We start from the raw sequence: 25,308 nt of genomic DNA, 5'->3' as shown, positions 1-25,308 counted from the left end.
CGCTACCCCTCGAACAACCGCTCCTGCCCGGAAATCACCGACTCGAAGTCGTCGCGCAGAAACGGCAGGATGGCATCCGCAACGGGCTGAAGCTGGCGGCTCACATAGAACGCGTAATCGATCGGCGAGCGCCGGGTTTCGAGCGGCTCCGGGCCGGCCGTCGTCATCATGTAGCTGATCCACCCGCCGCGCTGGTACTGAAGCGGACGGCCGTGCGCCTCGTTGAACGCATCGGCCATGCGCGCCGCCCGCACATGCGGCGGCACGTTGCGCGCATACTCGGCGAGCGGACGGCGCACGCGCTTGCGATAGACGAGCAGTTCGTCGAGCTTGCCGGCCAGCGTGCGGCGCACATAGTCGCGGACAAAGTCCTGATACGGTTCACGCTTGAAGACGAGCCGGTATAGCTCACGCTGGAACTGCTGGGCGAGCGGCGTCCAATCGGTGCGGACCGTCTCAAGGCCCTTGAACACGACCTCTTCGCTGCCGTCCGGCGTGACCGCGAGGCCCGCATAGCGCTTCTTGCTGCCCTCCTCCGCACCGCGAATGGTCGGCATCAGGAAACGCCGGTAGTGGCGCTCGTACTGCAGCTCCAGCGCACTCTCCAAACCGAAGCGCTCGTGCAAGTGCGTCTTCCACCAGCGATTCACGTGCTCGACGATCGCGCGCCCTTTGCGCGCGGCTTCGTCGTCGGTATGCGGCTCCTTCAGCCAGACGAACGTCGAATCCGTGTCGCCGTAAATCACCTCGTAGCCGTGCGATTCGATGAGCTCGCGCGTTCTGTGCATGATTTCGTGGCCGCGCATCGTGATCGACGACGCGAGCCGCGGATCGAAGAAGCGGCAGCCGGTCGAACCGAGCACGCCGTAGAACGCATTCATGATGATTTTCAGGGCCTGCGACAGCGGCTGGTTGCGCTCGCGTTTCGCGACGTCGCGGCCGTCCCAGACGCGCCGCACGATGTCCGGCAGGCAATGGCGCGTACGCGAGAAACGCGCGCCGAGAAAGCCGGCCACGGACTCATCATCGCCGGGGTGCGCGAGGCCTTCGATCAGCCCGACCGGATCGATCAGAAACGAGCGGATGATCGACGGGTACAGGCTCTTGTAGTCGAGCACGAGCACCGAATCGTAGAGGCCAGGCCGCGAATCCATGACGAAGCCGCCGGGGCTCGTCTGCCCAGTCACGTCGCCGAGATTCGGCGCGACGTAGCCGAGCCGATGCATTTTCGGCAGATAGAGATGCGTGAAGGCCGCGACCGAGCCGCCCATGCGATCCGCCGCGAGGCCGGTGACCTTCGCGCGTTCGAGCATGAACGAGAGCAGGTCCGTCTTCTCGAAGATGCGCGTGACGAGCTCGCAATCCTTCAAGTTGTAGTGCGCGAGCGCGGGCTTGTCGTGATCGAAGCGGCGCTGGATTTCGTCCATGCGCCCATACGGGTCGTCGATCGCCTTGCCTTCGCCCAACAGCGACTGCGCGACGTATTCGAGGCTGAATGACGGAAAGGTCCACGTCGCGGACTTCAACGCGTCGATGCCGTCGATCACGAGACGTCCGGCCGCGCCCGCGAAGAAATGATCGGGCTGCTGGCCGTGCGCGCGCCAGTCGAGCACGCTGCCGCCGCGCCCGAGCCGCAACGGAACGCGATACTGCTCGGCGTGCGCGTGCAGCACGCGCAAATCGAACTGGACGAGGTTCCAGCCGATGACCACATCCGGGTCGTGTTGCTCGAACCAGTCGTTCAGGCGCTCGAGCAGCGCGGGCCGGCTGTCGCAGTACTCGAAATCGAAGTCGAGGTCGCGGGCGTCGCCGTTGGCCGGGCCCAGCATGAACACGTGTCGCTGTCCGCAGCCTTCCAGCGCAATCGAATAGAGCTCGCCACGCGCGCTGGTCTCGATGTCGAGCGACACGCATCGCAACGCGGGACGATAGTCGTCGGCGGTCTTCAGCTCGGCGTCGGACACGACGCCATCGGCGGCCGGCACGCCGCGGAACATCACCGGCGCCGTGATGAATCGCTCCATCGCGTAGCGGTCCGGCGGCTGGACGTCGGATTCGTAGACGTCGACGCCCTCTCGGGTCAAACGCTTCTGCAACGCGACGAGATGACGATACCGCTTGCAATAAAGACCGACGACCGGCCGTTGACGGAAGTCGCGCAGCGCGAGCGGGCGCAACTCGACGCCGCTTTCGCCAGCGAGCACGCGCTCGGCCTCGTCACGCTGTTCGGCCGGAATGAACGCGACGGCGTCCTGCGGGCGCAACCGTACCCGGCGCGGACCGCGTTCGGTTGCCAGCCAGAACTCGATCTCGATGCCGTCCGGGGTATCCCGCCAATGGCGGGTGAGGATGAAACCCTGCTCGAACTCCGTCAAAACGCACGCTCGCTGTGGATGCTCAGTTGATGCTCAGGCGGCGGATTTTAGCGCTTGAATGGCGCGACCGCTGAACTAGCGCTTAATGCGATTAACGACCCGGCACGAATTCTGCTGATCTGATCAATGAAGCGCCGCGCCCCCTCTGGCGGACAGCCTCTGATGTTTGTCGGATGAGTCCCGATGGACGCGGTTTTCGTGGGTTGACGCTAGGCCGCTGCTGTTCGATATTGGCCGAGTCGTTCGTCTAATGGGTATCGCCCTCACGACGAAAGCAGACCCTCTTTAACGGATCGTGCCATGGCTCATGCTCGCTTGCCGAGCACGCCATCCGACCCCAACGCATGACTCCCGTCTTCATGTTTGAAACCAGAACGGAATTTTTTACAGGAAGCGATCCGCTCGCTCACGACCGCGCTTTTCCGACGGCTTGCGCCCGTTGCGGCGGCAGATTGCTCGAGCCGGTCGCCTATTGTCCGCACTGCGGCGTGAATGTTCGCCAAGCCCTCAGTGAGCTCGAACGCACGCGCACGAAGCGGCCCGAGAGGCCAACGGCATTCGCTCACGCAAGCACCGCCGGTGGAAGTGCCGCGCTTTCGCTCAACGAACTGCAAGGGCTCCCGCGACCGACGCTCTTGTTCGAGTCGCCCGACCGCTATCTCGATGGGAACCTGCGCTCGCCATTGCATAGCGCTTTCCGCTTCTGGAATATGAAGCCGAACACAGCGGTCACATCGCTGGCGTTTCTCGTTCTGTTCGGCGTATCGACGGCTTTGCAGCGGTATGAGAGTGCTGCCGCGCTCGATCGGCACGACATGGAAACGATGCAAACGGTCGTGCAAGGCAGCGTCATTCCGGAAGGCGCAAGCCACGCTACTAGTTCGCCTGCAGCGCCGACGTCGCCAGGAACCACGCTAGCCCGCAATTCGATGCCGGCGCCAAGCACGCAAACCGCGCCTCATCTGGCGTTACCGCAGACGCCGGCGGCTCCCGCTCCCGCTCCCACTCCCGCCCACGCGCCGTCAACGGCAGTGGCTGCGCAGCCGCCCAGCTCCGCGCCGAGCGAAGCGCCGCATGGCGATCGACACAGCAAGCTGATGTCGCTTGCGCTGGCGCGAGCGCATGACGGCCTCGACAAAAACGATCTGCGCAAAGCCCGCTCGGGCGTGTTTTGGGCGCTTTCGATCGATCGTGACAACAGCGAGGCGCTCGCGCTGAAACAAGAGTTGCTCGCGCGCGAAAGAGGGCATAGCGGCACTTGATAGCACGGCGCGCAAGCCGTGACGTGACGTTACGCCGGTGGCGCTACGCGCGCGTCCGGCGCACGCCGGCCGCGCGCAGTGCCGCGATGTCGGGAAATCCATCGACCGCCATGAGCAAATCCGCTTCGGCCAAGATCGACCGGACGACATGCACAATGCCCGCCGTTCCCCCCAGCGCCAAGCCGTAGGCATAGGGCCTGCCGACGCCGACCACGCTGGCCCCCATCGCAAGCGCTTTGACCACATCGGTCCCCGAGCGGATGCCGGAATCGAACCAGACCGGAATCTCGCCGCACGCGGCGACGAGCGCCGGCAGCAGATCGATCGACGCGACGCCGCCATTGGCCTGGCGGCCGCCGTGATTCGAACAGTAGATGGCGTCGACACCGATGTCGATCGCGCGCTTCGCATCGTCGGGATGCTGGATGCCCTTGACGATCAACGGCAGCTTGGCGATCGAGCGCAGCCAGGCCAGATCGTCCCAGGTCACGGTCAACCCGAAGATCGATGCCCACAGCCGCACGGCTGCGGCGAGATCCTCTTGCGGCGGTTTCGCGAGCTTGGCGCGGAAATGCGGATCGGAAAAATAGTTGGCCAGTGCGACGCCGCGCAGCTGCGGAAAGTTGCTGTCGTTGAGATCTCTCGGACGCCAGCCCGTGAGCCAAGTGTCCAGCGTCACGACGATGCCTCGGTAGCCGGCCGCCTCGGCGCGGCGCACGAAACTCTCGGCAAGTTCGCGATCCTTCGGCGTATAGAGCTGGAAGAAGGCGTCACCGTCACCCAAGGCTTCGGCAACGGTTTCGAGCGGATCATTCATCAGCGTGGACGCGATCATCGGCACACCGGCCGCTGCCGCCGCCTTCGCCGTGGCGATATCGCCGTGGCCGTCTTGTGCGCAAATGCCGATCACGCCGATCGGAGACAACATCAGCGGCGACGCGTACCGCTTTCCAAAGACATCGACCGACAGATCCCGCACACGGGTATCGACCAGCATGCGCGGCACCAGCCCCCACTCCGAGAACGCTTCGGCGTTGCGGCGCTGCGTGAACTCGTCGCCGCAACCGCCTTGCACATAGGTCAGCACCGACTGCGGCAGCGCTTCGCTCGCCCGTGCCTCGAGCCGTTTGAAATCGACTGGGAGATTCGGCCGGATGCCGTTCAAGCCGTTGAAATAGATTTCGTTCTGGTAGTCACCGAATTGGGTCATGGTCAGCTTCCACAGGTTGGGTGGGGATCGGGGAACGGTTCGTCGCAAGCCACTAACGCTAAAGCGTGGAGCGATGATGTGGGCAATCGTGCGTAGAATCTGTCGGAAAGCCGACAGGTGGGCCCATCCATGGAATCCAATCCGCAACGCTATCGCCAGCAACTCGAATCGACGCCTTGGTTCCGTGGCATTTCCGTTGAGTTCCAAGACCATTTGCTGAACAACGCCACGCTGCTACGGCTCAACAAGGGGGAAGCGCTATACCGGTGCGGCGATCCCTCGTGTGGCTTGTATGCGTTGTTGGACGGCGCTATCGCGATCGGGACGGTCGGCGTCGACGGCAAGGAAGCCTTGGCCGCCGTGCTCGGGCCGACCGCGTGGATCGGGGAGATCTCCTTGGTCGATGGTCTGGCGCGCCCGCACGACGCCACCGCTGCCAGCCGGGCGCTGCTGCTGCATGTGCCGGAGACGGCGCTACGAAGCCTGCTCGATGCCACGCCTCTTTACTGGCGCGATATCGCGCTGTTGATGGCGCAGCGCTTGAGGGTGTCGTTCAAGACTGCGGAAGCGCTGAGCGTGTTGTCCGCGGCGCAGCGCGTCGCGAGCCGTCTGTTGTTGATCGCCGAAGGCTATGGCGGCTTGAACGAGACGCAGAGCACGATCAAGCTTTCGCAAGACAGCCTTGCCTCGATGGTGTCGCTGTCGCGGCAGACGACCAATCAGATGCTCAAGGAGCTCGAGCGCAAAGGGATCGTAAGCCTTAAGTTTGGTCAGCTTACGATCTTGGATATGGCGCGGTTGAGAGAGGCGGCGACGGAATCGAGTCCGTATGCCTGAATCAATCCTCGCGAACAACCCTATTGCGAGGCGAGCGCAGATGAACGACTCTTCATGGATTCATCGGGCGGGGGCCGACCATGCTGCGAATTCATTCACCTGTCTTAACGTGTGCGCTCGTTTTGTCGATTGGCGGGATCGGGACGGGCCTCGCCGACGAGGCGACCGCGCCAGCCGCAGCCGACGTCGACGCCCGCATCGCCGCGCTCCCATCCGGACCGGACAAGGACGCGGTCGAACTCGGCCGCAACCTCACGATGGACACCCCTCGCTTCGCGGCGGGCCATGTGCCGGGCGGCGCCATGTCGTGCGCGAGCTGCCATATCGGCGGCGGCACCCAGCCCCTCAGTTCTCCCTGGGCCGGCATCAGCGGCGTGACGCCGGTTTACACCGCGCGCAGCGGGCACCTCGAATCGCTCGCGCAACGCATCAACAACTGCTTCCAGCGTTCCGAAAACGGCGTGCCGCTAGCGCTCGACTCGCGCGAGATGAATGCGCTGCTTGCCTATATGACGTTCCTGTCGCGCGGCGTCCCGGGCGGACAGTTCGGCCCAGGGCGCGGGATGGGCACGATCGCCAACGCGGGGAGCCTCTCGCCCGATCACGCGCACGGCCAGGCGATCTACGCCGACAAGTGCGCGTCGTGCCACGGCGCGAGTGGCGAAGGCATGCAAAGCGGCGGGACGTATTCGATACCGCCGCTGTGGGGCGACGCGTCGTACAACATCGGCGCGAGCATGGCGCGAATCGGACCGGCGGCGGCATTCATCCGGCACAACATGCCGCTTGGCAACGCCACGCTGACGGACCAGGAAGCCATCGACGTCGCCGCCTATGTCACGCAGCAGCCGCGTCCGGATTACGCGGCGAAAGCACAAGACTGGCCCAAGGGCGGCAAACCCGCCGACGCGCGGTATTAGTGAAAGCGCTACGCGGCAGGCGCCGCCTCGACGCCTTCCGTACGCGCGATGATCCACGCCGCGATATAAGGCGAAGCGAGGCACCCACCCGCCGTCGCTACGTTGCCGCGCGCATAGAACGGCTGGTTCAGCACCTCCACGCCCGCCGCCTGCACCCAAGGCTTCGACAACCGATACTTTCGACAGACGAAACTTCGTTGCACCCGCGTCCATGAATGTCATCGGTGCCGGCGTCAGAGATCTCAGCGCCGGCATGGCGATCCGGCGGTCCGGCGTGCCGCCCGATGCCGCGACCGATTAGGCATGCTGCTTGCGTTAACGCACATACGGTATTTCCAATCGTTGCTACCGTATATCGAATCCTTGCTCTTACCTGCCGAGGAGGAGACGTAAGCGAATGACCCACTTCGACACATGGCTTATCGAGTTCATGAGTCCGGTGATCATGAACTCTCCGCGTTTCGACCGCGCCATCGAAACCATAGTGAGCATGTATTTGTTCAAAGGCGTGGTATTGACGGCGCTGCTATGGTGGATCTGGTTCAGATCCGAGCGCGCGGACGGCCCCGACGGCGCGGCCTTGAGGCGGCGCGAGTGCGAAATCGTCGTGATCGCGATTGTGAGCGGGTTTCTCGCGTTGGCGGCCGGCCGGCTGCTTGCGCATTATCTGCCGTTCCGCCTGCGGCCGATGTATGAACCGTCATTACGCGCGTACTTTCCAGAAACCAATATCGACGACCCCGTGCTGCGAACATGGAGTGCGTTTCCGAGCGACCACGTCATGCTCTGGTCCGCGGTCGCCATGGGCATTTTTCTGGTCTCGCGGCCCCTGGGCATTTACGCGCTATTGCACGCGATCGTGCTGATCGGCGTGCCGCGCATCCTTCTCGGCCTGCACTTCCCGACCGACGTGCTCGCAGGCGCAGTGCTCGGCATCGGCATCGCATCCTTGATGAACGTGAACGCGATACGCACGCGCGTCGCCGCACCGATGCTCGCGCTTGCCCAGCGCTTTCCGGGCGTGTTTTACGCCGGGGCGTTCGTACTCAGTTTCGAGCTGACGACGCAGTTCGACGAGCTGCGCGTACTGGCGCACGCCTTGTTGCATTGACGTCTGACGTTGGCGTCGATTACAGGCGCCAGGCCGTTGCCGACCTTTTCAAGGTGTCGATGCCACTCCGTGGCGGCGCGATGAGAGCCTCCATGACTTCGCGCATGACCGCGAGATCGAATTCGATCACGACACCGAGAAAGGGCTTGGTGGGACTCGCCTCCACGACCCTGCTCAGGTCGCCGTCAGCTTAGACGTCAATAGCGCAACGCATTCACCAGCAACGCAAACGCCGGCGACGCTTGCCGGCGGCTCGGATAGTACAGGTGATAGCCGGGAAACGCCGGACACCAATCGTCGAGCATGCGAACGAGGCGGCCCGCTTCGACATGGGCCGTCACCTGATCCTCCGGCAAGAACGCGAGGCCAAAGCCCGCAAGCGCAGCCGTGAGAATCTGCGGCGTGGTGTTGACGATGAATTGGCCGCGAACTTGGACTGGCAGCTTTTGGCCGTCCTTGGTGAGTTCCCAAGCGTAGAGCCCGCCATAAGTAGGCAGCCGAAGATTGATGCAGACGTGCGCAGCCAGGTCTCGAGGTGTTTGCGGCAGCGGCTTGCTTGAGCAGTACGCCGGAGCGCCGACCACCGTCATGCGAACGTCCGGACCGATGCGCACGGCGATCATATCCTTGGCCACCTGATCGCCGTTGCGTACGCCGGCGTCGTAGCGCTCGGCGACGATGTCGGTCAGCGCATAGTTGACGTTGAGTTCGATCGTGATATCCGGGTAGTCCGCCATGAACTTCACGAGCTTCGGCCAAAGCACGGTATCGATCGCATGATCGTGCGCCGTGATGCGTATCGTGCCGGCAGGCTTTTCCCGCAGCTCGTTCAACGCGGTCAGCTCGGCCTCGATTCCCTCGTAGTGCGGCCCCACGCTCAAGAGCAGCCGCTCGCCCGCCTCGGTCGGCGAGACGCCGCGCGTCGTGCGCGTGAGGAGGCGAATGCCGAGTTTTTCTTCCAGCCCGCGAATCGTGTGGCTGAGCGCCGATTGCGACACGCCAAGCTGCGCCGCAGCGCGGGTAAAGCTGCGCTCACGCGCGACCGCGATGAAAGCCCGGAGATTGTTGAAGTCGACGCGCTGCATGAATGGATTTGGCTCGTATGGGATTGCGCAGTCTACTCCTCCGCCTTGGAGCAATAGCTTCGTTCCGATGCCTCAATCGCCTTTCAATGCTGTCATGCCCTTGAAGTCGTCATTGCCGAAATAGGCGGGCCTTCGATCTCAGAGCAAAAGCCGCCACGATAGCAGCAGCGAAGCCCGATGCCGCACCGATGCCCAAAGCCCAACGAGGGCCGGCATGCATGGCAACCCAGCCTACGATGGGCGCCCCGATGGGCGTCCCGCGAAGCGCGATGCCAACACGCAAAGCCATCACCCTCCCCCGCATGGCGGGTTCTGTCGAGAGTTGCATCGCGCTGTTGGTGGCATTGGTAAAGGTCAGGGCCGCCACGCCTATGACGACCAACGCCGCCGCGAACAACCCGTAATTCGGAGCGACCGCAGCCATCGCACAACCCAACCCGAACGTCGCGGCGCCGATAAGGAGCGACATGAACTGCGGCCGGTCGCGTCCCGCAGCGATAAGCGCACCGGACACGGTGCCCACCGCCATGATGGATGACAGAAGACCGTAACCACGCGCATCGGTGTGAAGCACCCCGACGGCCATCGTCGAGATGAAAATCGGGAAATTCAGTCCGAATGTGCCAATCAGGAACAGCATCACCAGGATCGCCTTGAGCTCGGGGCGAGACCAAACGTAGCGGAATCCCTCGGTGAGATTTCCCTTTGAGCGGGATGCCCGCGCGTTCGGTTGCAACTCGGTCATTCGAAATAGCGACAAGGACGCCAACACCGCGACGAAACTCAGGCCATTGATCACGAACGCCCACCCTGTGCCGATCGACGCGATGATCACACCGGCGGCTGCGGGCCCAATCATCCGCGCCGCGTTGAACGACATCGAATTGAGCGCGACGGCGTTCGGCAAATCCCCGCTGCCGACCAACTCCGTCACGAACGTCTGACGCACGGGCGCGTCAAACGCCGCCGCGCAGCCGAACAAAAAGGCGAATACATAAACGTGCCAAAGCTGAACCATGCCGCTGACGGTCAGAAGACCGAGCGCCAGTGCAAGACCACCCATAGCCGCTTGGGTTGCAATCAGCAGTCTTCGCTGATTGAAATGGTCCGCGGCGAAGCCCGTCCAAGGTAACAGCAAAAGCTGCGGCCCAAATTGCAGGGCCATGACCGTACCCACCGCGGAGGCATTGTGGTGAGTGAGCTGGGTCAGCACGAGCCAGTCCTGAGCGGTCCGTTGCATCCACGTTCCCACGTTGGATACCAGAGCGCCGATAGCCCACAACCGGTAATTGAAGTGCTTGAGTGACCTGAAGGTACCGGTGGCCGTTGCGTTCATGTACTTTCGGGAGTGTTACCGCCATGCAAACTGCCGAAATGCCGAGCGCTGAGCAGCCCCATCACCAGGATTCCCATGCCGAACGGCACGACATCGCTCGTCACCCTGAGCCCAAAATCACCCACGCGACAAATGAGAAGATAACCGGCGACGAGATTGAAGAAACCCCAGACCACATTGACGGTCGATGACGACAGCCCTTTTCCCGGCGGCTTCGCAAACGGGCTCTGAAAGGGTTCACCCATCACACCACTGACGAAATGAGGCACGGCATTTGCAAAGAAGGCACCACCGAAGAAATAAGAAACGGCATGTAGCCAATCCATTTCAGGCACTCCTCGTAGCGAGTAAATCGATGATGTCCTGGGCTGTGCCGGTTTCGCCCAATTTAGGGAATACGTTCTTGATGCTGTAGTCGTGAGCCTCTTCATGCATGTCCGTCATGGCATCAAGAACCAAGCTGACATTGAACCCGTGCTCATAGGCTTGACGCGCGGTCGCCTCGACACCTGTGCCGGTGGATACCCCGGTGACAACGACCTGCGTCACACCCAGTGCCTTCAATTGTTTCTCGAGGGTGGTATTGGCGAACGCACCCCATGTCCGTTTCGTGATGACGATGTCGCTGGGCTGCTGGTCAAGCTCTGGAATGAAGTCCGTCCATCCTTCAGGAAATGCGTAATTGTGGCGGGGCCGCTCTGTGCGGCCGGGCGCCATGCCGTCGACGTTGACCAATACGACCGGTAGTCCGTATTGGCGAAATGCCTGAAGCAACGCGCAGGATCGCTCGACGACCGATTCAATGGAATGAATGAGGGGCAAGCCGGCGATGCCTTTCTGCAGGTCAACGACGATTAGGGCGGTGTTTGGGTCAAGCGCAGTGTATGACATGGTTTTCCATGTAGTCCCAGAGAATGTTTAGAAGTCCGCCAGCCGCTGCAGCAGTTTCACTGCCGTGGCGAGCGCAGCCTGCTCTTGCGCAGACAACTGCGCTTCGATGGCGCGAAGCAGCCAGTCTTCTTTAGCCGCCCGGCTCGCTTGGACCTTTCGTTTGAACGTGGGGGTCAGGTCAATCAGGGTTTTGCGTCCGTCGCTTGGGTCGGCCTCGCCTTTGACAACGCCCAGCGCTTCCAAGCCGGCAACCGTCATCCGCATGGACTGCGGTTTCACGCTCTCTGCCCGTGCCAAAGCAGAAACGGTGGCTGGGCCGTCACGGTCCAGGTGGATGAGTACCGATTTCTGGGCCGACGTAAAGTCGCCAGCCTGCGAATGTTCTCGCACGCGGCGAACCAATTTGCCCACGGCAACCCGTAGTTCGCCAGCAAGGGCGGTCAAGTCGGTGGATTTGGGAGGCGATGATTGTTTGGTCATGGCGCAACCATAGCATGTATACAGACAAACTGTACAGATAGACTGTATATTTTCCCGTGACGATGAGGGCGACCCTCAAGCAGAGGGATTGGCATCCGCTGCTTCGGTTGGTCGAGCGAAGCGATCCGGCGTTTAAGGAGTGAGGTCCCTCTTTTGCAGTGTCATTAATTTGCCTCATTACTTATCAAATTTAAGAGATCACACCATAGATCGGATTGCCAGATAACTCGCATACATTGCAATGAAATTTATTCCGACACATACGATTGCAGATGGCAAATTTACTGAATTTTTTATTGATAAAAAACTCGACTTTCCTCCGACCTTTGCCTACATTGAGACGCACGGTGCCGCGCTTTGTACGCCACATGAATCGAAGTCCTGCCGCCGTGCATTCCGTTGTTGGACCAAGCCCCAGACTGTCACGCCATGAGTTGTCGAACGTTGAGCTAGCTTTAGCAGGCTTCGGCACGCCTACCGACAGGTTGCCGATTGCGATCCAGGTTATGTCCCGCGCAAGGGGATCATCATGCAATCTGTACGCAGGCTAATTGGCAATACGAACTACATTCGTAGCGCCCTGCTTCTTTTCACCCTGCTCATGGTCGCCGCATTTCAGCCCGCCGCAGGCCAAAGTCCTGACGACGCAAACCAACGTCACACCATCAAGGACCTCGGCACGCTGCCAGGCGGCAAGAGCAGCGAAGCTATCGCGATCAATGAGCGCGGCCAAATCGCCGGCGGCTCGTACAACTCGCAAAATTACCCGCACGCCGCGCTGTTTGATAACGGCGTGATAACCGACCTGGGCACGCTTCCCGGTGGCGAGCGAAGCGCCAGCGCTTACGGAATCAACGAGAGCGGCCAGGCGGTCGGCTACTCGTTCAACTCGAAGGGTTATCCGCATGCGACGCTGTTCGAGAACGGCGTCGTGACCGACCTGGGCCTGCTCCCGGGCGGCGACAACAGTGCCGCTAACGCGATCAACAATCGCGGCCAAATCGTCGGCTGGTCGTTCAACGCAAGCCGGGCATCGCAAGCCTTTTTGTATGACAACGGGGTGATGACCGATCTTGGCACGCTCCCTGGCGGCTACTTCAGTTCCGCTTTCGGGATCAACGAGCGCGGCGAGGTCGTCGGCTGGTCCACGCTAAGCACGAACAACGAGCACGCCTTTCTGTTTGCCAAGGGGGTGATGAACGACCTGGGCACACTCCCTGGCGGCAACAGCAGCGCCGCGTACGGGATCAACAATCGCGGCCAGGTGGTCGGCTCGTCGTCGACGGCAAGCGGGAACACCCACGCCTTTCTGTATGAACACGGAAGGATGATCGACCTGGGCACGCTTCCCGGCGGCACCAACAGCTACGCTTACGGGATCAACGAACGCGGCCAAGTGGTCGGCTCATCGTCCACGGCAAGCGGGTGGGAGCAGCATGCCTTTCTCTTTGAGCACGGGGTGATGATCGATCTGGGCATGCTCCCCGGCGACAATCAAAGCATGGCTCGGTCGATCAACAATCGCGGCGAAATCGCGGGTTACTCCGCGCCGAGTAACTCCGTATGGCGAGCTGTGCTTTGGACACGCGATAGATGACAACCCGCCACTCTACAAGTCAATGACCAGCTCGTTCGATCTTGCCCGAGAGACGCAGATCATCAATGACCCGTTCGCCGACTGTTCGTCGTCGCTCAGAACGTAGTCGCGATGATCTGCCTCGCCCGACAGAAGTGTGACCTCGCAACTTCGACACAGCCCCTCCCGGCATGAAAACGCGGCACGCACGCCATGTCGTTCAAGGCTTTCCAGGATCGATTCGCCGGGTTCGACGATGCAGCGCAAACCTTGCTTCGCGAGGACTACGGTGAACGGTTTGTTCTCAGTGGCCGCCGCCCCACTGTCCTGCGCTTCGTTCGCGGGAACGGCGAACCGCTCGAAGTGAATGCGTTCGGGTGAGACAGACGCTTGCTTGCCGCACGCCAGAACGGCGTCCATCAGCCCCGCTGGGCCACAACAATAGACGTGCTCCCGTGCGTCGATATCGCACATCATTGCGCTCACGTCGTGCGGAAGGTGCGTTGTACTTTCCTCGTCCGCATGCACGTGCACACGCCCGCTTAGCGAGCCAAGCTCATCAAGGTAGGCGGCATGCGAACGCGAACGGACGCAGTAGTGCAGCTCCCAAGGGAGTTCATGTCGAACGCACCAACGAATCATTGCAAGTATCGGCGTGATGCCGATGCCACCCGCAATGAACCGATGCCGCGATGCTTCGGGAGACAAGCGGAACAGCGTGCGCGGCTCGCTGATCGTCAACACGTCTCCTATCTTCAGCTCTTCGTGGATATAGGCTGATCCGCCTCGCGACGTCGCGGAACGACCGACGCCGAGACAGTAGCGCGAAGCATCAGCCGAGTCATTGCAGAGCGAATATTGGCGCGTCATTCCGTCGGGCAAGTAGACGTCGACGTGCGCGCCGGGTTCGAAAGGCGGCAGACGTGAAGCGTCGGCGGCGCGCAGTTCCACTCCAATGACCCCTTCAGCTTCGTGTCTCAGAGCGGCGACCCGTGTCTTGATCATGTCAGCCCTCGTTGACCGTTTGCTGCCGCGCTTGCCTCTCTTCCTCGAGCCGTTGATTCACCGCCCAGCGGAACTGCGAAAGCGCCGAATCGATACCGAACGGTGTCATCTCGAACGCGGGGTCGAGCGCGAGATTCTTTTGCTGCGCAGTGATGATGTCGCGGTCTTCGTCGAACGCGCTCACCACGGACTGGTGAATCGATCGGGTCACGTCCGGTTGGTCGATTGCGAAATTGTGGGGGTGAGCGAAGAAGTAATGCGTCGAGTTTTCGGTTTCAGGCGTCAGCGCCTGACATCCGCGAAACTCGGCTGCATCGACTCGCGTGCCCTCGCGAGCGCCCGTGCCCGTAGGCGCCATTCCGGAGTCCATGCGAAGAATAGCGGGCAAGGTGAAATCGTAGATGTTCCATCGATCGACCTTGCCGGGCCACGCTTTCACTGCGGCGGCGTAGGCAGGCGCATCGGTGTTGATCGTCCAGCGCGTGACCCGCACGCCGTTGTCGATACGTTCGACTTTTGGCTGAACGCTGGCGTAGTCTTCGGAGCCGCCGAGCGTCGTCGGATGAACGAACGGGAGATGCGAGAAGTCGAGCAGGTTGTCGCAAATCAGCAGGTAGTTCACGTCATAGTGAATGTATCCGGGAAGACTGCGCCATGCCGGATCGTCGAGCCAGTGAGTGTCAGGAATAGCGTCCGGGTCGGCCAGCGCCGGATCGCCCATCCAGATCCAGATCCACCGATGGCGTTCGACAACGGGATAGCTCTTGACTCTGGCGCGTGGCGGAATCCGCTGCTGCGCCGGCGCTTCGACGCACGCGCCCGCACTGTCGAACTTCAATCCGTGATACATGCATCGCACGCAATCGCCTTCACGACGCCCGGCCGAAAGCGGCGCACCTCGATGACAGCAACGGTCTTCGAGTGCAACGAGCGTCCCATCGTCCTTGCGAAACATCACGACAGGCTTGCTCGTGATGACCCGCGAAAACAACGCATCGGGCGCGACTTCATGCGACCACGCGGCCACGTACCAGGTGTTCGCGATGAACATGGCTTGTCTCCTTGTTTAGCTGTTTTTTGCGCTTGTCGTCGAGCGCTTGACGGCAAGATAGGTTTGCCGAGATCATGCGTCAAGCTAATGCCATTAATACAGGCAATGCACATGATGCATATCCGAGATCTCGATCTGAACTTGCTGGTGGTTTTCGATGCGCTGCTGCGTGAGCGGAGCGTGACGCGTGCAGCGCAGGATGTCGGCCTGACGCAGGGCGCGATGAGTCACGCGCTCAACCGGCTGCGCGCGTTCTTCGACGACCCGCTGTTCGTGAAGACGCCGGAAGGCATGACGCCGACGCCGAAGGGCGAACAGCTCGGCGCGACGATCGCCGAGGTGATTGCGGCGATCCGGCAGAACGTCGTGGCGGAGGCTCGCTTCGATCCGCTGACAGCGCAACGCACGTTTGTGCTTTGCATGACCGACATGGGCGAGCTGGTCTTTTTGCCCCCGTTGATCAGCCGGCTGCGAAAGCTCGCTCCTCACTGCACGATGCGCTCGGTGCAAGTTCCGCTGGAACAGATCGAGGGCATGTTGTCGTCAGGCGACGCGGATCTCGCGCTCGGTTCGTTCCATGCGGCTCCCGAAGGCCTCTTCCAGCAGCAGCTATTCATGCATTCGTTCGTGACGCTCGTCAGCGTACGCAACCGGAAGGTCGGGAAGACGTTGACCCGCGCGCAGTTCGAGAAGATGCCGCAGATCACCGTGTCACTGACGGGGCGGGCCACTGCAGCGTACGACAACGCATTCGACGCCTATGGCATTAAGCGGAATATTTATCTCACGACCCCGCACTTCCTTGCAGTGCCCCATTTGATCGATGCGCATCCCGACCTGATTGCAACCGTGCCGCTTGAACTCGGGAGGGTCTTTTCGAAGCTCGGCACGGTCAGGATCGTGCCGCCGCCGGTCCCGCTACCGCCCTATGCGCTTCGCCAGCACTGGCATGCCCGCTTCAATGCCGACCCTGCCAACGTCTGGCTGCGTCACCTCATCAAAGAGACGTTTGAACACTATCCCGACATCTCCGAGGGGTAGCCTGTTCGAGCCGGACCACTTCGCGGCGCCGGCGCATTCAGCAGACAGATGACCACGCAAGCGTGTGAACGACGAAGCATCACGAAGGCCGCTGTTCCTTCGTGGCCGCGTCGGGTACGTGAGCGCCCGGCAGAGAGCCGAACATGTGCTGGCTGCATTTCGCTTCTCGCCATGCCCCTTTTAGCTTGAGGCCCGAGAGCATGCTGCGCACGAGGGGAAGAATCTGCTCGCCAGCCAGAATCCCGAGCAGGCCCATGAGCGCGATGGCGGGCGGGGCCGGCGACTGCACGCCGATCACGTAATAGACGACACCCGCAAGCACGCCGGCGAGGAAGGAATAAATGTACGGTTTCATGGTGCGAGTCTCTGTTCTTTCGGCTAGTTTGCCTAATATATGTCTAGGGCTGGATGCCGCATACCCCAGCGAGATGAACATCGAATTCCTCCCGGTCATGCCGGTGAGGCGGGCCTCGTTTATCCGTGTCAAAGGGAGATGTACGTCATGAGCAATCCGAAGCTTGAAGTCCTCACTCCGCAGAACAGTCAACTCATCATCATCGATCAGCAGCCTCAGATGGCATTCGGCGTGCAGTCGATCGACCGTCAGGCGCTCAAGAACAACGTCATCGGGCTGGCCAAGGCAGCCAAGGTGTTCAAGATTCCAACCACGATCACGACCGTCGAGTCAGAGAGCTTCTCAGGGTTCTCGTATCCAGAATTGCTCGACGTATTTCCGGGTCAGAAGCTGCTTGAGCGCACGTCGATGAACTCATGGGACGACCAGAAGGTTCGCGACGCGCTCGCCGCGAATGGTCGCAAGAAAGTGGTCGTGTCAGGCTTGTGGACGGAAGTCTGCAATACGACATTCGCGCTCTGCGCGATGCTCGAAGGCGACTACGAGATCTACATGGTCGCCGACGCTTCGGGTGGCACGTCGAAGGACGCGCACGACTTTGCCATGCAGCGCATGGTTCAGGCGGGCTGCGTGCCGGTCACATGGCAGCAGGTCATGCTCGAATGGCAGCGCGACTGGGCACGCCGCGAAACTTACGATGAAGTCATGGCGATCGTAAGAGAGCACTCGGGCGCGTACGGCATGGGCGTCGACTACGCGTACACGATGGTCCACAAGGCGCCGCAGCGCACGGCCACACCGCATGAGGCGCTGCCGGCTGTGCCGGCGAAGTGAGCGCGCGTCTTGATGCTCGCAGCGGATGCGGCGTGTACGCAGAGAGATCGATCGTATGGAACCTTATCTCGTGTCGCTGGGTGCAGGCGTGTTGATAGGCGTGATTTACAGCGTGATCAAGGTCCGCTCGCCCGCGCCGCCGCTCGTTGCCCTCATCGGCTTGCTGGGCATGGTGATCGGCGTACAGGCCGTCCCGGTCCTCAAACAGCTGTTCGGACTTTGATTGAATTGAGCGCAATGAGCGAAGCAAGGAGCGCACATGAGCACAACCGGCAATCAACCCGACTTGATTCTTCATAACGGACGATTCACCACGCTGGATCGCTCGAATCCGACCGCCACGGCAGCGGCAATCGCCGACGGCCGCTTCGTGGCGGTCGGCAGCGATGCCGACGTCATGCCGCTCGCCGGCGGCGCGACCAAGGTGATCGATCTTGGTGGCCGGCCGGTCCTCCCCGGCCTGATCGACAACCATTTGCACGTGATCCGCGGCGGGCTCAACTACAACATGGAGCTGCGATGGGACGGTGTGCGCTCGCTCGCCGTTGCCATGGAGATGCTCAAGCAGCAGATCGCGATCACACCCGCGCCGCAATGGGTGCGCGTGGTCGGCGGCTTCACCGAGCATCAGTTCGAGGAGAAGCGCCTGCCGACGATCGAGGAGCTCAACGCGGTGGCGCCCGATACGCCCGTGTTCATCCTGCATCTGTACGATCGGGCGCTGCTCAACGCAGCCGCGCTGCGCGTGGTCGGCTATACGAAGGACACGCCGGAGCCGCCGGGAGGCACGATTGTGCGCGACGGCGCGGGCAATCCCACGGGCCTGCTGCTCGCGAATCCGAATGCATCGATTCTCTACGCGACGCTTGGCAAAGGGCCGAAGCTGCCGCCCGAGTATCAGTACAACTCGACGCGCCATTTCATGCGCGATCTCAATCGCCTTGGCGTGACGAGTGCGATCGACGCGGGCGGCGGCTCGCAAAACTTCCCTGAGGATTACGAGGTCATCCGCAAGCTGCACGACGCGGGCGAGATGACGGTGCGCATCGCGTACAACCTCTTTACGCAGAAGCCGAAGGCCGAGAAGGAAGACTTCGTGAATTGGACCAGCACGTCCAAGTATCAAGACGGCACCGACTATTTCCGCCACAACGGCGGAGGCGAAATGCTCGTGTATTCGGCCGCCGACTTCGAGGACTTCCGCGTGGCGCGCCCGGAGATGGGGCCCGAGATGGAAGGCGATCTCGAAGCCGTGGTGCGTGTGCTTGCGCAGAACCGCTGGCCGTGGCGTATGCATGCGACCTACGACGAGACCATCAGCCGCGCGCTCGACGTGTTCGAGAAGGTCGACAAGGACATCCCGCTCGCGGGCCTCAACTGGTTCTTCGATCACGCGGAGACCATCTCCGAGCGTTCGATCGACCGCATCGCGGCGCTGGGTGGCGGCATCGCCGTGCAGCATCGGATGGCTTATCAGGGCGAGTACTTCGTCGAGCGCTATGGCGCCGAGGCGGCGCAAGCCACGCCGCCCGTCGCCAAGATGCTCGAGAAGGGCATCAAGGCTTCCGCCGGCACCGACGCGACGCGCGTGGCCTCATACAACCCGTGGGTATCGCTCGCGTGGCTCGTGACCGGCAAGACGGTCGCCGGTCTGCGGATGTATCCGCAACGCAACTTGCTCGATCGGGAGACCGCGCTGCGCATGTGGACCGAATACGTCACCTGGTTCTCGAACGAAGAAGGCAAGAAAGGCCGCATCGCGGTCGGACAGCTCGCCGATCTGATGGTGCCTGACCGTGATTTCTTCGCGTGCGCCGAGGACGACATTGCCGGCACCACCTCGTTGCTCACGGTGGTCGGCGGCAAGACCGTGTGGGGCGCGGGCCCGTTCTCGCAGCATGACGCGCCGGTCCCGCCCGCGATGCCCGACTGGTCGCCGGTGCGCAAGTACGGCGGTTACGGTGCTTGGGGCGCGACGCAGCGTGAAGGCGCACCGCTTCAGCGCGCTGCCGCCGCGGCGATGTGCGGGTGCGCGAATGCGTGCAACGTACACGGCCATGCGCACGCGCTCGCATGGGCCCGCGCCTTGCCGACCTCGGATGCGAAGCGCTTCTGGGGCGCGCTCGGCTGCTCCTGCTGGGCCATCTGACGTGACGCCGTTGTCCGGCCACAGCAGCCCGGCCTGGGTCCACGCGCTGCTTGCGCAGCCGTGGGTCGGGCCGCTCGTGCGCCTCGCGCTCGTGTCCGCCTGGCTGATCGGCGGCTTCAACAAGGCGCTGCATTTCGACAGCGCGATCGCGGAGCAGGCGCATTTCGGCCTGAGTCCGCCCGCGCTCTGGGCAGCGCTGGCGGTCGCAGTCGAGATCGTCGGCTCGCTTTGCGTCATATTTCGCCGCTTCATGTGGATCGGCGCCGGCGGCCTCGGCGTACTGACCGTCGTCGCGATGCTGGTTGCCAACGACTTCTGGAACCAGACCGGCACGGCGCGCTTCATGGCGCTCAACAGCTTTTTCGAGCATTTGGGATTGATCGCGGCGCTCGTGCTCGCGACAATGCTCGGCGATGCGGAAAGTGCGGCCGAAGGGCGTCGCACCTGATTGATCAGACACTACGATTAAACAATAAGGAAATACCGTCATGAAATCGATTCGCTCCCTATTGCTTGCCGTGACGATCGCGAGCGGCTTTCTCGCCGCGCCGGTTGCGTTCGCGAAGCCGCCTGCACAGGCAGTCGAGCCGCCGTGGGTCGCCGTCGGTCCGCAGTACGACACGACGCACGTGTACGTCGCGGCAGACGACTTCGACCGCTTCACCGACAGCTTCGTCGCCACGTTCGGCGGCAGCAAGTCGAAACAAGGCGTGTTCCAGGTCACGCCGACGCCGAGCCAGACGATGTCGCAGCTCGTGTTCACGCCGTCGGGCACGATCTCCGTGTTCGGCTTCAAGACGCCCATTCCGTATCCGTTCGGCCAGGAGCGCACGGGCTACCTCGTGACCGACATGGACGCGGCGATGAAGTCGGCGCGCGCGCTCGGCGCGGACGTGATCGTCGACACGTTCCCCGACCCGATCGGCCGCGACGCCGTCATCGAATGGCCGGGCGGCCTCAAGATGCAGCTCTACTGGCATACCCAGGCGCCGCACTACGACGCGCTGCAGACCATTCCCGAGAACCGGGTCTACGTGTCGGAACAAAATCTGCACAAGCTGGTTCACGCTTTCGTGAAGTTCTCGCACGGCAAGGTGGTGTCCGATGTGGCCAACGCGCCCGGCGTCGAAATCGGCCGGCCGAACGACACCTATCGCCGCATTCGGATCGAGTCGGGCTTCGGCAAGATGACCGTGCTCGTGACCGATGGGCATCTGCCCTATCCGTTCGGGCGCGAAGTCACGGGCTACGAAGTGCCGAATCTTGCCGCGACGCTGGAGAAAGCTAAGGCCGCGGGCGTGAAGGTGCTGGTGCCGCCGTTCTCCTCGGACGGCCGCGATGCGGCGATCGTCGAATTCCCGGGCGGCTACATCGCCGAGATTCATTCGAAGTCGGCCTGATGAAGTCCGAAGACACGATCCTCGCCGCGATCGCCGGCTTCGTCGATACGCTGAGTTTCGTCGCGCTGTTCGGGCTGTTCACCGCGCACGTGACGGGCAACTTCGTGCTGATCGGGGCGGGCGTGGCGGGCTTCGGACGCGGCGTGCTCCTGAAGCTGATCGTGTTTCCCGCGTTCATCGGCGGGGTGGTCGTAAGCGCCCTGCTCGTGCGCTCGTTGTCCGAGCAGCATGCGCGCCAGGGCGCGCGCCTGCTCCATGCGGTGCAGGCCGTGCTCATGTTCGGCTACTGCCTCGCCGGCGTGTGGGCGACGCCGGTCAGCCAGCCCGACAGCCTCTCGGTGACGGTGGCCGGTATCGTCGGCGCGTTCGCGATGGGCGTGCAAAACGCGCATCCGAGGCTCATCAAGCGCCCCGGCGTGCCCAATACCGTGATGACCGGCAACGTCACGCAAGCGATCCTCGACGTGGTCGACATACTTTCAGCCGACACGTCCGAGAGCGTGCGCGAAGCGGCGCGCGCACGATTCGCGATGATGATGCCGGCCATCGTCGCATTCGCGATCGGGGCCGTAGCTGGGGCATTGAGTTACCGCTACACCGGATTCTGGGCGCTGCTCGCGCCGGCGTGCGCGCTGGTGGCGCTCGCCTTGACCACGGGAGAACACGAGCGCGCGGCCACGCCTGGGCACGCGTGACGTTGCAGGACAGCGAGAATGGCCTCGAGCTCGCCCGCCGCGCCGACCGGCGGGCGAGGAAAAGCACCAGCGAACAATGGCGAGGGGAACCATGGTGTCGACTGCAATGCGCGGGCGTCGATTCGAAAAGGCCACCCGTGTCCTGGGCTTCGCGGGTCTGCTGCTGACGGGGGCGGGCGCGGTCTTTGCGGATCCGCTCACGCAATCCGCAACCGGGATGAGCGTCGCGGCCGATGCCGGCGATACGGCTGCCGCCGCGACGGCAGCGCCCGCGAGCGGGAGCGCTTCGACGAGCGCTTGCAAGCGGCCCGTCGTGCTATTCAACCGCTGGCAAGAAGACTGGTCGGTGCTCGCGAATCCGTGCGTGCCGCGCGAGCCGCTCGACAGCCTCAAGTACATCCCCCTTGGCGCCGACCCCGCATCGTATCTGTCGCTCGGCATGAATCTGCGCGAGCGCATCGAAACCAACAACGCGCCGCTGTTCGGCATCGGCACGCAGTCGAATACGTATCTGATCCAGCGCATCGAGGTCCATGCCGATGCGCATCTCGCCGACCACTGGCAGTTCTTCGTGCAAGTCGAGGATGCACGTCCGTACGGCAAGGACAACGTCACGCCGGTCGACAAGAACCCGCTCGATCTCGAGCAGGCATTCGTCACCTACACCGATTCGCTTGGCGGCGGCACATTCAAGTTTCGCGTCGGCCGCCAGGAAATGGCGTTCGACCTGCAGCGTTTCATCGCCGTGCGCGACGGCCCGAATGTGCGCCAGGCTTTCGACGCGATCTGGGCCGACTACGAATACCAGAAGTGGCGCTTTATTGCGTACGCGACACAACCCGTGCAGTACCGCGACGCGACCGTGTTCGACGACGTATCGAACCGCGGCCTCACGTTCAGCGGCGTGCGCTTCGAGCGCAAGTCGGTGGGGCCCGGCGATCTGTCCGGCTACTGGTCGCTGTATACCCGAAGCAATGCACGCTTCCTGGGTGCAAGCGGCTATGAGCGGCGCGACGTTTGGGACATGCGCTACTTCGGCACGCAAGGTCACTTCGATTGGGACTTCGAAGGGATGCTGCAGACGGGATCGGTCGGCGACAGCTCAGTCCTTGCGTGGGCAATCGGATCGATCGCGGGCTACAAGCTCGACCTGCCATGGTCGCCGCGCGTCGCGCTGCAGATGGACGCGGCTTCGGGTGACCGGCATCCCGGCGATGGTCACGTCGGCACCTTCAATCCGCTGTTTCCGAACGGCTACTACTTCACGCTCGCGAGCTATACGGGCTACACGAACCTCATTCATATCAAACCGTCCATCACGCTCGAGCCAACAGCGAATCTTGTGCTGCTCGGCGCGCTGGGATTCCAGTGGCGCGAGACGACCGGTGACGCCGTGTATCAGCAGGGAAGCCAAGTCGTGCCCGGCACGGCGGGCAAGGGCAGCCTGTGGACGGGAATGTATGTGCAGTTGCGGGCGGACTGGACGATTGCGGCGAACCTCATCGGGTCGATCGAAGCCGTGCATTTTCAGGTGGGAAACGCGGTCCGTCAGGCCGGCGGGCACAACGCGGACTATGCCGGCATCGAGCTTAAGTACGGGTGGTAAGTCACCCGAGTATTGCGTGGTCAGCGCAACTGGTCCTCGATTGTTCGCGTCAACGGCGATTCGACGTCGCCCGTGTGTTTCGTCTGCACGGGCTCGATCAGCACGACCCAGCATTCATCCTCGGCAACGGGATTGTGCAGCGTGCCGCGCGGCACCACGTGCATCGAGCCTGCTGGCAAATCGACAACGCGCCCGCCTTCGTATTCGATCTTCAGATGCCCTCGCACGATGAAAAACAGTTCGTCCTCCTGTGCATGGTCGTGCCACACGAGCTGGCCTCGCACTTTCGCGACCTTCACGTATTGATCGTTGACCTGCGCGACCACTTTCGGCGACCAATATTCCGACACATCGCTGAACGCGGCTTCTATGTCGAACGATTCGGCAAATGGATGGACTGACATGATTACCTCCAGGTCGGAATGATGGATGCGGCGAGCAGCGCACCCATCGCAAGGTTGAGGATGCGCCAATGAAGCGGCGTGCGCAGAAGCCGCGCGAGCAGCATGCCGAGCGCGCACCATAGCGCGAGAGAGACGCATGCGGCAAGACCAAACGCGGCGCCGAGCAGCAGCGCGAGCCGATTCGGGCTGCTCGCGAGCAGAGCGAAAGACGCCGCGGCGCCCACCGTCATCGCCCAGCTTTTCGGATTGAGCCAGAGCAGCAGGAAACCGCTCGCGAGCGTAATTGGCCGCGCGGGCCCGCTGCCGGCGGTTGGCGGACCGCTTCGCGCGATGCGCCATGCGAGCCATAGCAGATACGCGGAACCGAGAGCCTTCACGGTCGTCTGCAGCGCGGGCAGCGCAAGCAGCAGCTTGCCGAGACCAAGAGCTGCGACGGCGGCGAGCGACGCGAGTGCGATCGCGATGCCAAGCATCAGAGGGATCGAACGCGCAAAGCCGAAGCGCCCGCCTGACGCAGTGGCGAGCATCGTCGCACCGCCGGGCGTCAGCGTGGCGACGGCGACGAACAGGAGCAGCGGCAGGATCGATGTCATCGGTGCATGTTCGGGGGAACGTGCGTTGCACTGTACGGATTAGCGACGCATCAGAAAAGGCAATAATATTGATGCAATCCATTACGGTATCTAATGCGTCAATGATCCGAAACCTCGATATCGATCTGATCCGCACCTTCGTCACCGTCGCCGACAGCGGCAGCATGACGGTCGCCGCGAATCTGCTGCACATGACGCAAGGCGCCGTCAGCCAGCAGATCAAACGCCTCGAAGATGGGCTGGACTGTCTGCTGTTCGTGCGCAAGGCGCGCAAATTGGAATTGTCGCGCCAAGGTGAGCAGCTGCTTGCCAAGGCGCGACAGATGCTGCGGCTGAACGACGAAATCTGGGCCGACATGGCCGATCAGTCGTTGCGCGGCGGCCTGCGTGTCGGCGTACCTTACGATCTGGTGACACCGCTCGCGCCCGCGATGAAAGCCTTCGCCGAAGCGCATCCGCTCGTGGAGATCTCGCTTGTTTGCGCGACATCGCCGGAACTCAGCGAAGCGGTGAATGACGGACGCGTGGACCTGTCGTTGGTCGAATACGTCGCGAGTGAAGCCGAAGGCGAGGTGATCCGCACCGAGCCGCTGGTATGGGTGACGGGTCGCGGCAGTGAGGTGTGGCAGAAGCGGCCCTTGCCGCTGTCGATGGTGGACGAACGCTGCGCGTTCCGTCCTGTGGTGCTCGGCGCGCTTGCTGACAAAGACATTCCGTGGCGCACAGTGTTCGAGAGCGGGAACATCGAGGCGACCGCCGCAACGGTGCGCGCGGGCCTTGCGATCACGGCCTGGCTCGTCTCGACGGTGCCGTCCGATCTGGAAACGATCGTGCCGCACGAGGCCGGCTTGCCTGCACTGCCGCCGTTCGCAATCTGCCTGCGATTACCCTCGACGGCACGGCCGGCCGCGCTGGAATTCGCGCGCTATGTGCGCGAATCGATGTCGAACCACGCGGCCATCCCACATTCGCGTGCAGCGGCAATCGTGTGACATTAGGCGCATCCCGAAAATCGAAATTGACTGTTGCGAATAACGCGCTTAATTATCCGCGACGGTTTTCCTAGACTTGTCATGAACTGCACAGGCTCGA

General features: G+C 62.5%; 27 protein-coding genes and 1 pseudogene. 14 read left to right on the top strand and 14 right to left on the bottom strand.

Annotated features, from left to right (window positions below; all coding sequences use genetic code 11):
* Nucleotides 1-2: 2 nt before the first annotated feature.
* Complete coding sequence (locus AAHK20_RS14535) at nt 3-2,375, bottom strand: DNA polymerase II (RefSeq protein ID WP_449182159.1); 2,373 nt, start codon at nt 2,373-2,375, stop codon at nt 3-5.
* A 488-nt stretch (nt 2,376-2,863) separates the two neighbouring features.
* Here AAHK20_RS14535 and AAHK20_RS14530 point away from each other — a divergent pair, with 488 nt between their 5' ends.
* On the top strand, nt 2,864-3,637 hold the full coding sequence (locus AAHK20_RS14530; protein WP_449182158.1) for a hypothetical protein: 774 nt from the start codon (nt 2,864-2,866) through the stop codon (nt 3,635-3,637).
* Nucleotides 3,638-3,680: 43 nt separating this feature from the next.
* On the opposite strand, the gene AAHK20_RS14525 is transcribed toward AAHK20_RS14530, so the two are convergent.
* A complete protein-coding gene (locus AAHK20_RS14525; protein WP_449182157.1) occupies nt 3,681-4,847 on the bottom strand; it encodes an alpha-hydroxy-acid oxidizing protein in 1,167 nt (388 codons plus the stop codon).
* A 129-nt stretch (nt 4,848-4,976) separates the two neighbouring features.
* Between AAHK20_RS14525 and AAHK20_RS14520 the strand changes: the two genes are divergently transcribed.
* Entirely contained in the window at nt 4,977-5,684 is a 708-nt protein-coding gene (locus tag AAHK20_RS14520) for a Crp/Fnr family transcriptional regulator (RefSeq protein WP_449182156.1), read from the top strand.
* A gap of 80 nt (nt 5,685-5,764) precedes the next feature.
* Complete coding sequence (locus AAHK20_RS14515) at nt 5,765-6,604, top strand: c-type cytochrome (RefSeq protein ID WP_449182155.1); 840 nt, start codon at nt 5,765-5,767, stop codon at nt 6,602-6,604.
* An 11-nt stretch (nt 6,605-6,615) separates the two neighbouring features.
* Here AAHK20_RS14515 and AAHK20_RS14510 read toward each other — a convergent pair.
* Nucleotides 6,616-6,771 (bottom strand): annotated as a pseudogene (locus tag AAHK20_RS14510) (AraC family transcriptional regulator); the annotation flags it as partial.
* A gap of 230 nt (nt 6,772-7,001) precedes the next feature.
* On the opposite strand from AAHK20_RS14510, the gene AAHK20_RS14505 reads away from it, so the two are divergent.
* Entirely contained in the window at nt 7,002-7,715 is a 714-nt protein-coding gene (locus AAHK20_RS14505; RefSeq protein WP_449182154.1) for a phosphatase PAP2 family protein, read from the top strand.
* A gap of 19 nt (nt 7,716-7,734) precedes the next feature.
* Here AAHK20_RS14505 and AAHK20_RS14500 read toward each other — a convergent pair whose 3' ends face one another.
* The 6 genes from AAHK20_RS14500 to AAHK20_RS14475 form a co-directional block, all read right to left on the bottom strand.
* Nucleotides 7,735-7,881 carry an AraC family transcriptional regulator N-terminal domain-containing protein gene (locus tag AAHK20_RS14500; protein WP_449182153.1) on the bottom strand — a complete coding sequence of 49 codons (147 nt, stop codon included), beginning with the start codon at nt 7,879-7,881 and terminating at the stop codon, nt 7,735-7,737.
* A 31-nt stretch (nt 7,882-7,912) separates the two neighbouring features.
* Entirely contained in the window at nt 7,913-8,800 is an 888-nt protein-coding gene (locus AAHK20_RS14495) for a LysR family transcriptional regulator (protein ID WP_449182152.1), read from the bottom strand.
* Between the two features lie 109 nt (nt 8,801-8,909).
* Complete coding sequence (locus AAHK20_RS14490; protein WP_449182151.1) at nt 8,910-10,136, bottom strand: MFS transporter; 1,227 nt, start codon at nt 10,134-10,136, stop codon at nt 8,910-8,912.
* Nucleotides 10,133-10,462, bottom strand: a complete 330-nt coding sequence (locus AAHK20_RS14485; RefSeq protein ID WP_449182150.1) for a hypothetical protein — start codon at nt 10,460-10,462, stop codon at nt 10,133-10,135. The genes AAHK20_RS14490 and AAHK20_RS14485 overlap by 4 nt, the downstream gene beginning before the upstream one ends.
* A gap of 1 nt (nt 10,463) precedes the next feature.
* Complete coding sequence (locus AAHK20_RS14480; RefSeq protein WP_449182149.1) at nt 10,464-11,027, bottom strand: isochorismatase family protein; 564 nt, start codon at nt 11,025-11,027, stop codon at nt 10,464-10,466.
* Nucleotides 11,028-11,054: 27 nt separating this feature from the next.
* Nucleotides 11,055-11,507 carry a MarR family winged helix-turn-helix transcriptional regulator gene (locus AAHK20_RS14475; RefSeq protein ID WP_449182148.1) on the bottom strand — a complete coding sequence of 151 codons (453 nt, stop codon included), beginning with the start codon at nt 11,505-11,507 and terminating at the stop codon, nt 11,055-11,057.
* Nucleotides 11,508-12,036: 529 nt separating this feature from the next.
* Between AAHK20_RS14475 and AAHK20_RS14470 the strand changes: the two genes are divergently transcribed.
* On the top strand, nt 12,037-13,104 hold the full coding sequence (locus AAHK20_RS14470) for a DUF3466 family protein (RefSeq protein ID WP_449182147.1): 1,068 nt from the start codon (nt 12,037-12,039) through the stop codon (nt 13,102-13,104).
* 12 nt (nt 13,105-13,116) lie between these two features.
* Here AAHK20_RS14470 and AAHK20_RS14465 read toward each other — a convergent pair whose 3' ends face one another.
* Both AAHK20_RS14465 and AAHK20_RS14460 read right to left on the bottom strand, forming a co-directional pair.
* Entirely contained in the window at nt 13,117-14,088 is a 972-nt protein-coding gene (locus AAHK20_RS14465; protein WP_449182146.1) for a PDR/VanB family oxidoreductase, read from the bottom strand.
* A 1-nt stretch (nt 14,089) separates the two neighbouring features.
* On the bottom strand, nt 14,090-15,139 hold the full coding sequence (locus AAHK20_RS14460; protein ID WP_449182145.1) for an aromatic ring-hydroxylating dioxygenase subunit alpha: 1,050 nt from the start codon (nt 15,137-15,139) through the stop codon (nt 14,090-14,092).
* Between the two features lie 3 nt (nt 15,140-15,142).
* Here AAHK20_RS14460 and AAHK20_RS14455 point away from each other — a divergent pair, with 3 nt between their 5' ends.
* Nucleotides 15,143-16,180 carry a LysR family transcriptional regulator gene (locus tag AAHK20_RS14455; protein ID WP_449182144.1) on the top strand — a complete coding sequence of 346 codons (1,038 nt, stop codon included), beginning with the start codon at nt 15,143-15,145 and terminating at the stop codon, nt 16,178-16,180.
* A gap of 79 nt (nt 16,181-16,259) precedes the next feature.
* Here AAHK20_RS14455 and AAHK20_RS14450 read toward each other — a convergent pair whose 3' ends face one another.
* A complete protein-coding gene (locus AAHK20_RS14450; protein WP_449182143.1) occupies nt 16,260-16,535 on the bottom strand; it encodes a DUF1427 family protein in 276 nt (91 codons plus the stop codon).
* A gap of 147 nt (nt 16,536-16,682) precedes the next feature.
* Here AAHK20_RS14450 and AAHK20_RS14445 point away from each other — a divergent pair, with 147 nt between their 5' ends.
* From AAHK20_RS14445 to AAHK20_RS14415, 7 genes are all read left to right on the top strand, one after another.
* Entirely contained in the window at nt 16,683-17,369 is a 687-nt protein-coding gene (locus tag AAHK20_RS14445) for a hydrolase (RefSeq protein ID WP_449182142.1), read from the top strand.
* A 55-nt stretch (nt 17,370-17,424) separates the two neighbouring features.
* Nucleotides 17,425-17,592, top strand: a complete 168-nt coding sequence (locus AAHK20_RS14440) for a DUF1427 family protein (protein WP_449182141.1) — start codon at nt 17,425-17,427, stop codon at nt 17,590-17,592.
* Between the two features lie 36 nt (nt 17,593-17,628).
* The gene (locus AAHK20_RS14435; protein ID WP_449182140.1) at nt 17,629-19,518 is read left to right on the top strand and encodes an amidohydrolase; all 1,890 of its coding nucleotides are present in this window, start codon (nt 17,629-17,631) and stop codon (nt 19,516-19,518) included.
* Between the two features lies 1 nt (nt 19,519).
* Nucleotides 19,520-19,966 carry a DoxX family protein gene (locus AAHK20_RS14430; RefSeq protein ID WP_449182139.1) on the top strand — a complete coding sequence of 149 codons (447 nt, stop codon included), beginning with the start codon at nt 19,520-19,522 and terminating at the stop codon, nt 19,964-19,966.
* Between the two features lie 40 nt (nt 19,967-20,006).
* On the top strand, nt 20,007-20,918 hold the full coding sequence (locus AAHK20_RS14425; protein ID WP_449182138.1) for a VOC family protein: 912 nt from the start codon (nt 20,007-20,009) through the stop codon (nt 20,916-20,918).
* Entirely contained in the window at nt 20,918-21,613 is a 696-nt protein-coding gene (locus AAHK20_RS14420; protein ID WP_449182137.1) for a YoaK family protein, read from the top strand. Before AAHK20_RS14425 ends, AAHK20_RS14420 begins: the two co-directional genes overlap by 1 nt.
* A gap of 91 nt (nt 21,614-21,704) precedes the next feature.
* Nucleotides 21,705-23,219, top strand: coding sequence for an alginate export family protein (locus AAHK20_RS14415; RefSeq protein ID WP_449182136.1), 1,515 nt, complete (start codon nt 21,705-21,707; stop codon nt 23,217-23,219).
* A 20-nt stretch (nt 23,220-23,239) separates the two neighbouring features.
* Here the strand turns inward: AAHK20_RS14415 and AAHK20_RS14410 are convergent, their stop codons facing one another.
* Nucleotides 23,240-23,623: a cupin domain-containing protein gene (locus AAHK20_RS14410; protein WP_449182135.1), complete on the bottom strand. Its 384-nt coding sequence runs from the start codon at nt 23,621-23,623 to the stop codon at nt 23,240-23,242.
* Between the two features lie 2 nt (nt 23,624-23,625).
* Nucleotides 23,626-24,216 carry a LysE family translocator gene (locus AAHK20_RS14405; RefSeq protein WP_449182134.1) on the bottom strand — a complete coding sequence of 197 codons (591 nt, stop codon included), beginning with the start codon at nt 24,214-24,216 and terminating at the stop codon, nt 23,626-23,628.
* 101 nt (nt 24,217-24,317) lie between these two features.
* Between AAHK20_RS14405 and AAHK20_RS14400 the strand changes: the two genes are divergently transcribed.
* Nucleotides 24,318-25,208, top strand: coding sequence for a LysR substrate-binding domain-containing protein (locus AAHK20_RS14400; RefSeq protein WP_449182133.1), 891 nt, complete (start codon nt 24,318-24,320; stop codon nt 25,206-25,208).
* Nucleotides 25,209-25,308 lie beyond the last annotated feature (100 nt).

This window comes from Trinickia camelliae (assembly GCF_053525655.1).
Note: the sequence above shows the minus strand (reverse complement) of the source record. Positions and strands in the feature narration are given on the sequence as shown.

Coding starts and splice junctions, on each gene's coding strand:
- AAHK20_RS14525 (WP_449182157.1), bottom strand. CDS start 4,847: ATGACCCAATTCGGTGACTACCAGAACGAAATCTATTTCAACGGCTTG.
- AAHK20_RS14520 (WP_449182156.1), top strand. CDS start 4,977: ATGGAATCCAATCCGCAACGCTATCGCCAGCAACTCGAATCGACGCCT.
- AAHK20_RS14515 (WP_449182155.1), top strand. CDS start 5,765: ATGCTGCGAATTCATTCACCTGTCTTAACGTGTGCGCTCGTTTTGTCG.
- AAHK20_RS14505 (WP_449182154.1), top strand. CDS start 7,002: ATGACCCACTTCGACACATGGCTTATCGAGTTCATGAGTCCGGTGATC.
- AAHK20_RS14495 (WP_449182152.1), bottom strand. CDS start 8,800: ATGCAGCGCGTCGACTTCAACAATCTCCGGGCTTTCATCGCGGTCGCG.
- AAHK20_RS14490 (WP_449182151.1), bottom strand. CDS start 10,136: ATGAACGCAACGGCCACCGGTACCTTCAGGTCACTCAAGCACTTCAAT.
- AAHK20_RS14485 (WP_449182150.1), bottom strand. CDS start 10,462: ATGGATTGGCTACATGCCGTTTCTTATTTCTTCGGTGGTGCCTTCTTT.
- AAHK20_RS14480 (WP_449182149.1), bottom strand. CDS start 11,027: ATGTCATACACTGCGCTTGACCCAAACACCGCCCTAATCGTCGTTGAC.
- AAHK20_RS14475 (WP_449182148.1), bottom strand. CDS start 11,507: ATGACCAAACAATCATCGCCTCCCAAATCCACCGACTTGACCGCCCTT.
- AAHK20_RS14470 (WP_449182147.1), top strand. CDS start 12,037: ATGCAATCTGTACGCAGGCTAATTGGCAATACGAACTACATTCGTAGC.
- AAHK20_RS14465 (WP_449182146.1), bottom strand. CDS start 14,088: ATGATCAAGACACGGGTCGCCGCTCTGAGACACGAAGCTGAAGGGGTC.
- AAHK20_RS14460 (WP_449182145.1), bottom strand. CDS start 15,139: ATGTTCATCGCGAACACCTGGTACGTGGCCGCGTGGTCGCATGAAGTC.
- AAHK20_RS14450 (WP_449182143.1), bottom strand. CDS start 16,535: ATGAAACCGTACATTTATTCCTTCCTCGCCGGCGTGCTTGCGGGTGTC.
- AAHK20_RS14445 (WP_449182142.1), top strand. CDS start 16,683: ATGAGCAATCCGAAGCTTGAAGTCCTCACTCCGCAGAACAGTCAACTC.
- AAHK20_RS14440 (WP_449182141.1), top strand. CDS start 17,425: ATGGAACCTTATCTCGTGTCGCTGGGTGCAGGCGTGTTGATAGGCGTG.
- AAHK20_RS14435 (WP_449182140.1), top strand. CDS start 17,629: ATGAGCACAACCGGCAATCAACCCGACTTGATTCTTCATAACGGACGA.
- AAHK20_RS14425 (WP_449182138.1), top strand. CDS start 20,007: ATGAAATCGATTCGCTCCCTATTGCTTGCCGTGACGATCGCGAGCGGC.
- AAHK20_RS14420 (WP_449182137.1), top strand. CDS start 20,918: ATGAAGTCCGAAGACACGATCCTCGCCGCGATCGCCGGCTTCGTCGAT.
- AAHK20_RS14415 (WP_449182136.1), top strand. CDS start 21,705: ATGGTGTCGACTGCAATGCGCGGGCGTCGATTCGAAAAGGCCACCCGT.
- AAHK20_RS14410 (WP_449182135.1), bottom strand. CDS start 23,623: ATGTCAGTCCATCCATTTGCCGAATCGTTCGACATAGAAGCCGCGTTC.
- AAHK20_RS14405 (WP_449182134.1), bottom strand. CDS start 24,216: ATGACATCGATCCTGCCGCTGCTCCTGTTCGTCGCCGTCGCCACGCTG.
- AAHK20_RS14400 (WP_449182133.1), top strand. CDS start 24,318: ATGATCCGAAACCTCGATATCGATCTGATCCGCACCTTCGTCACCGTC.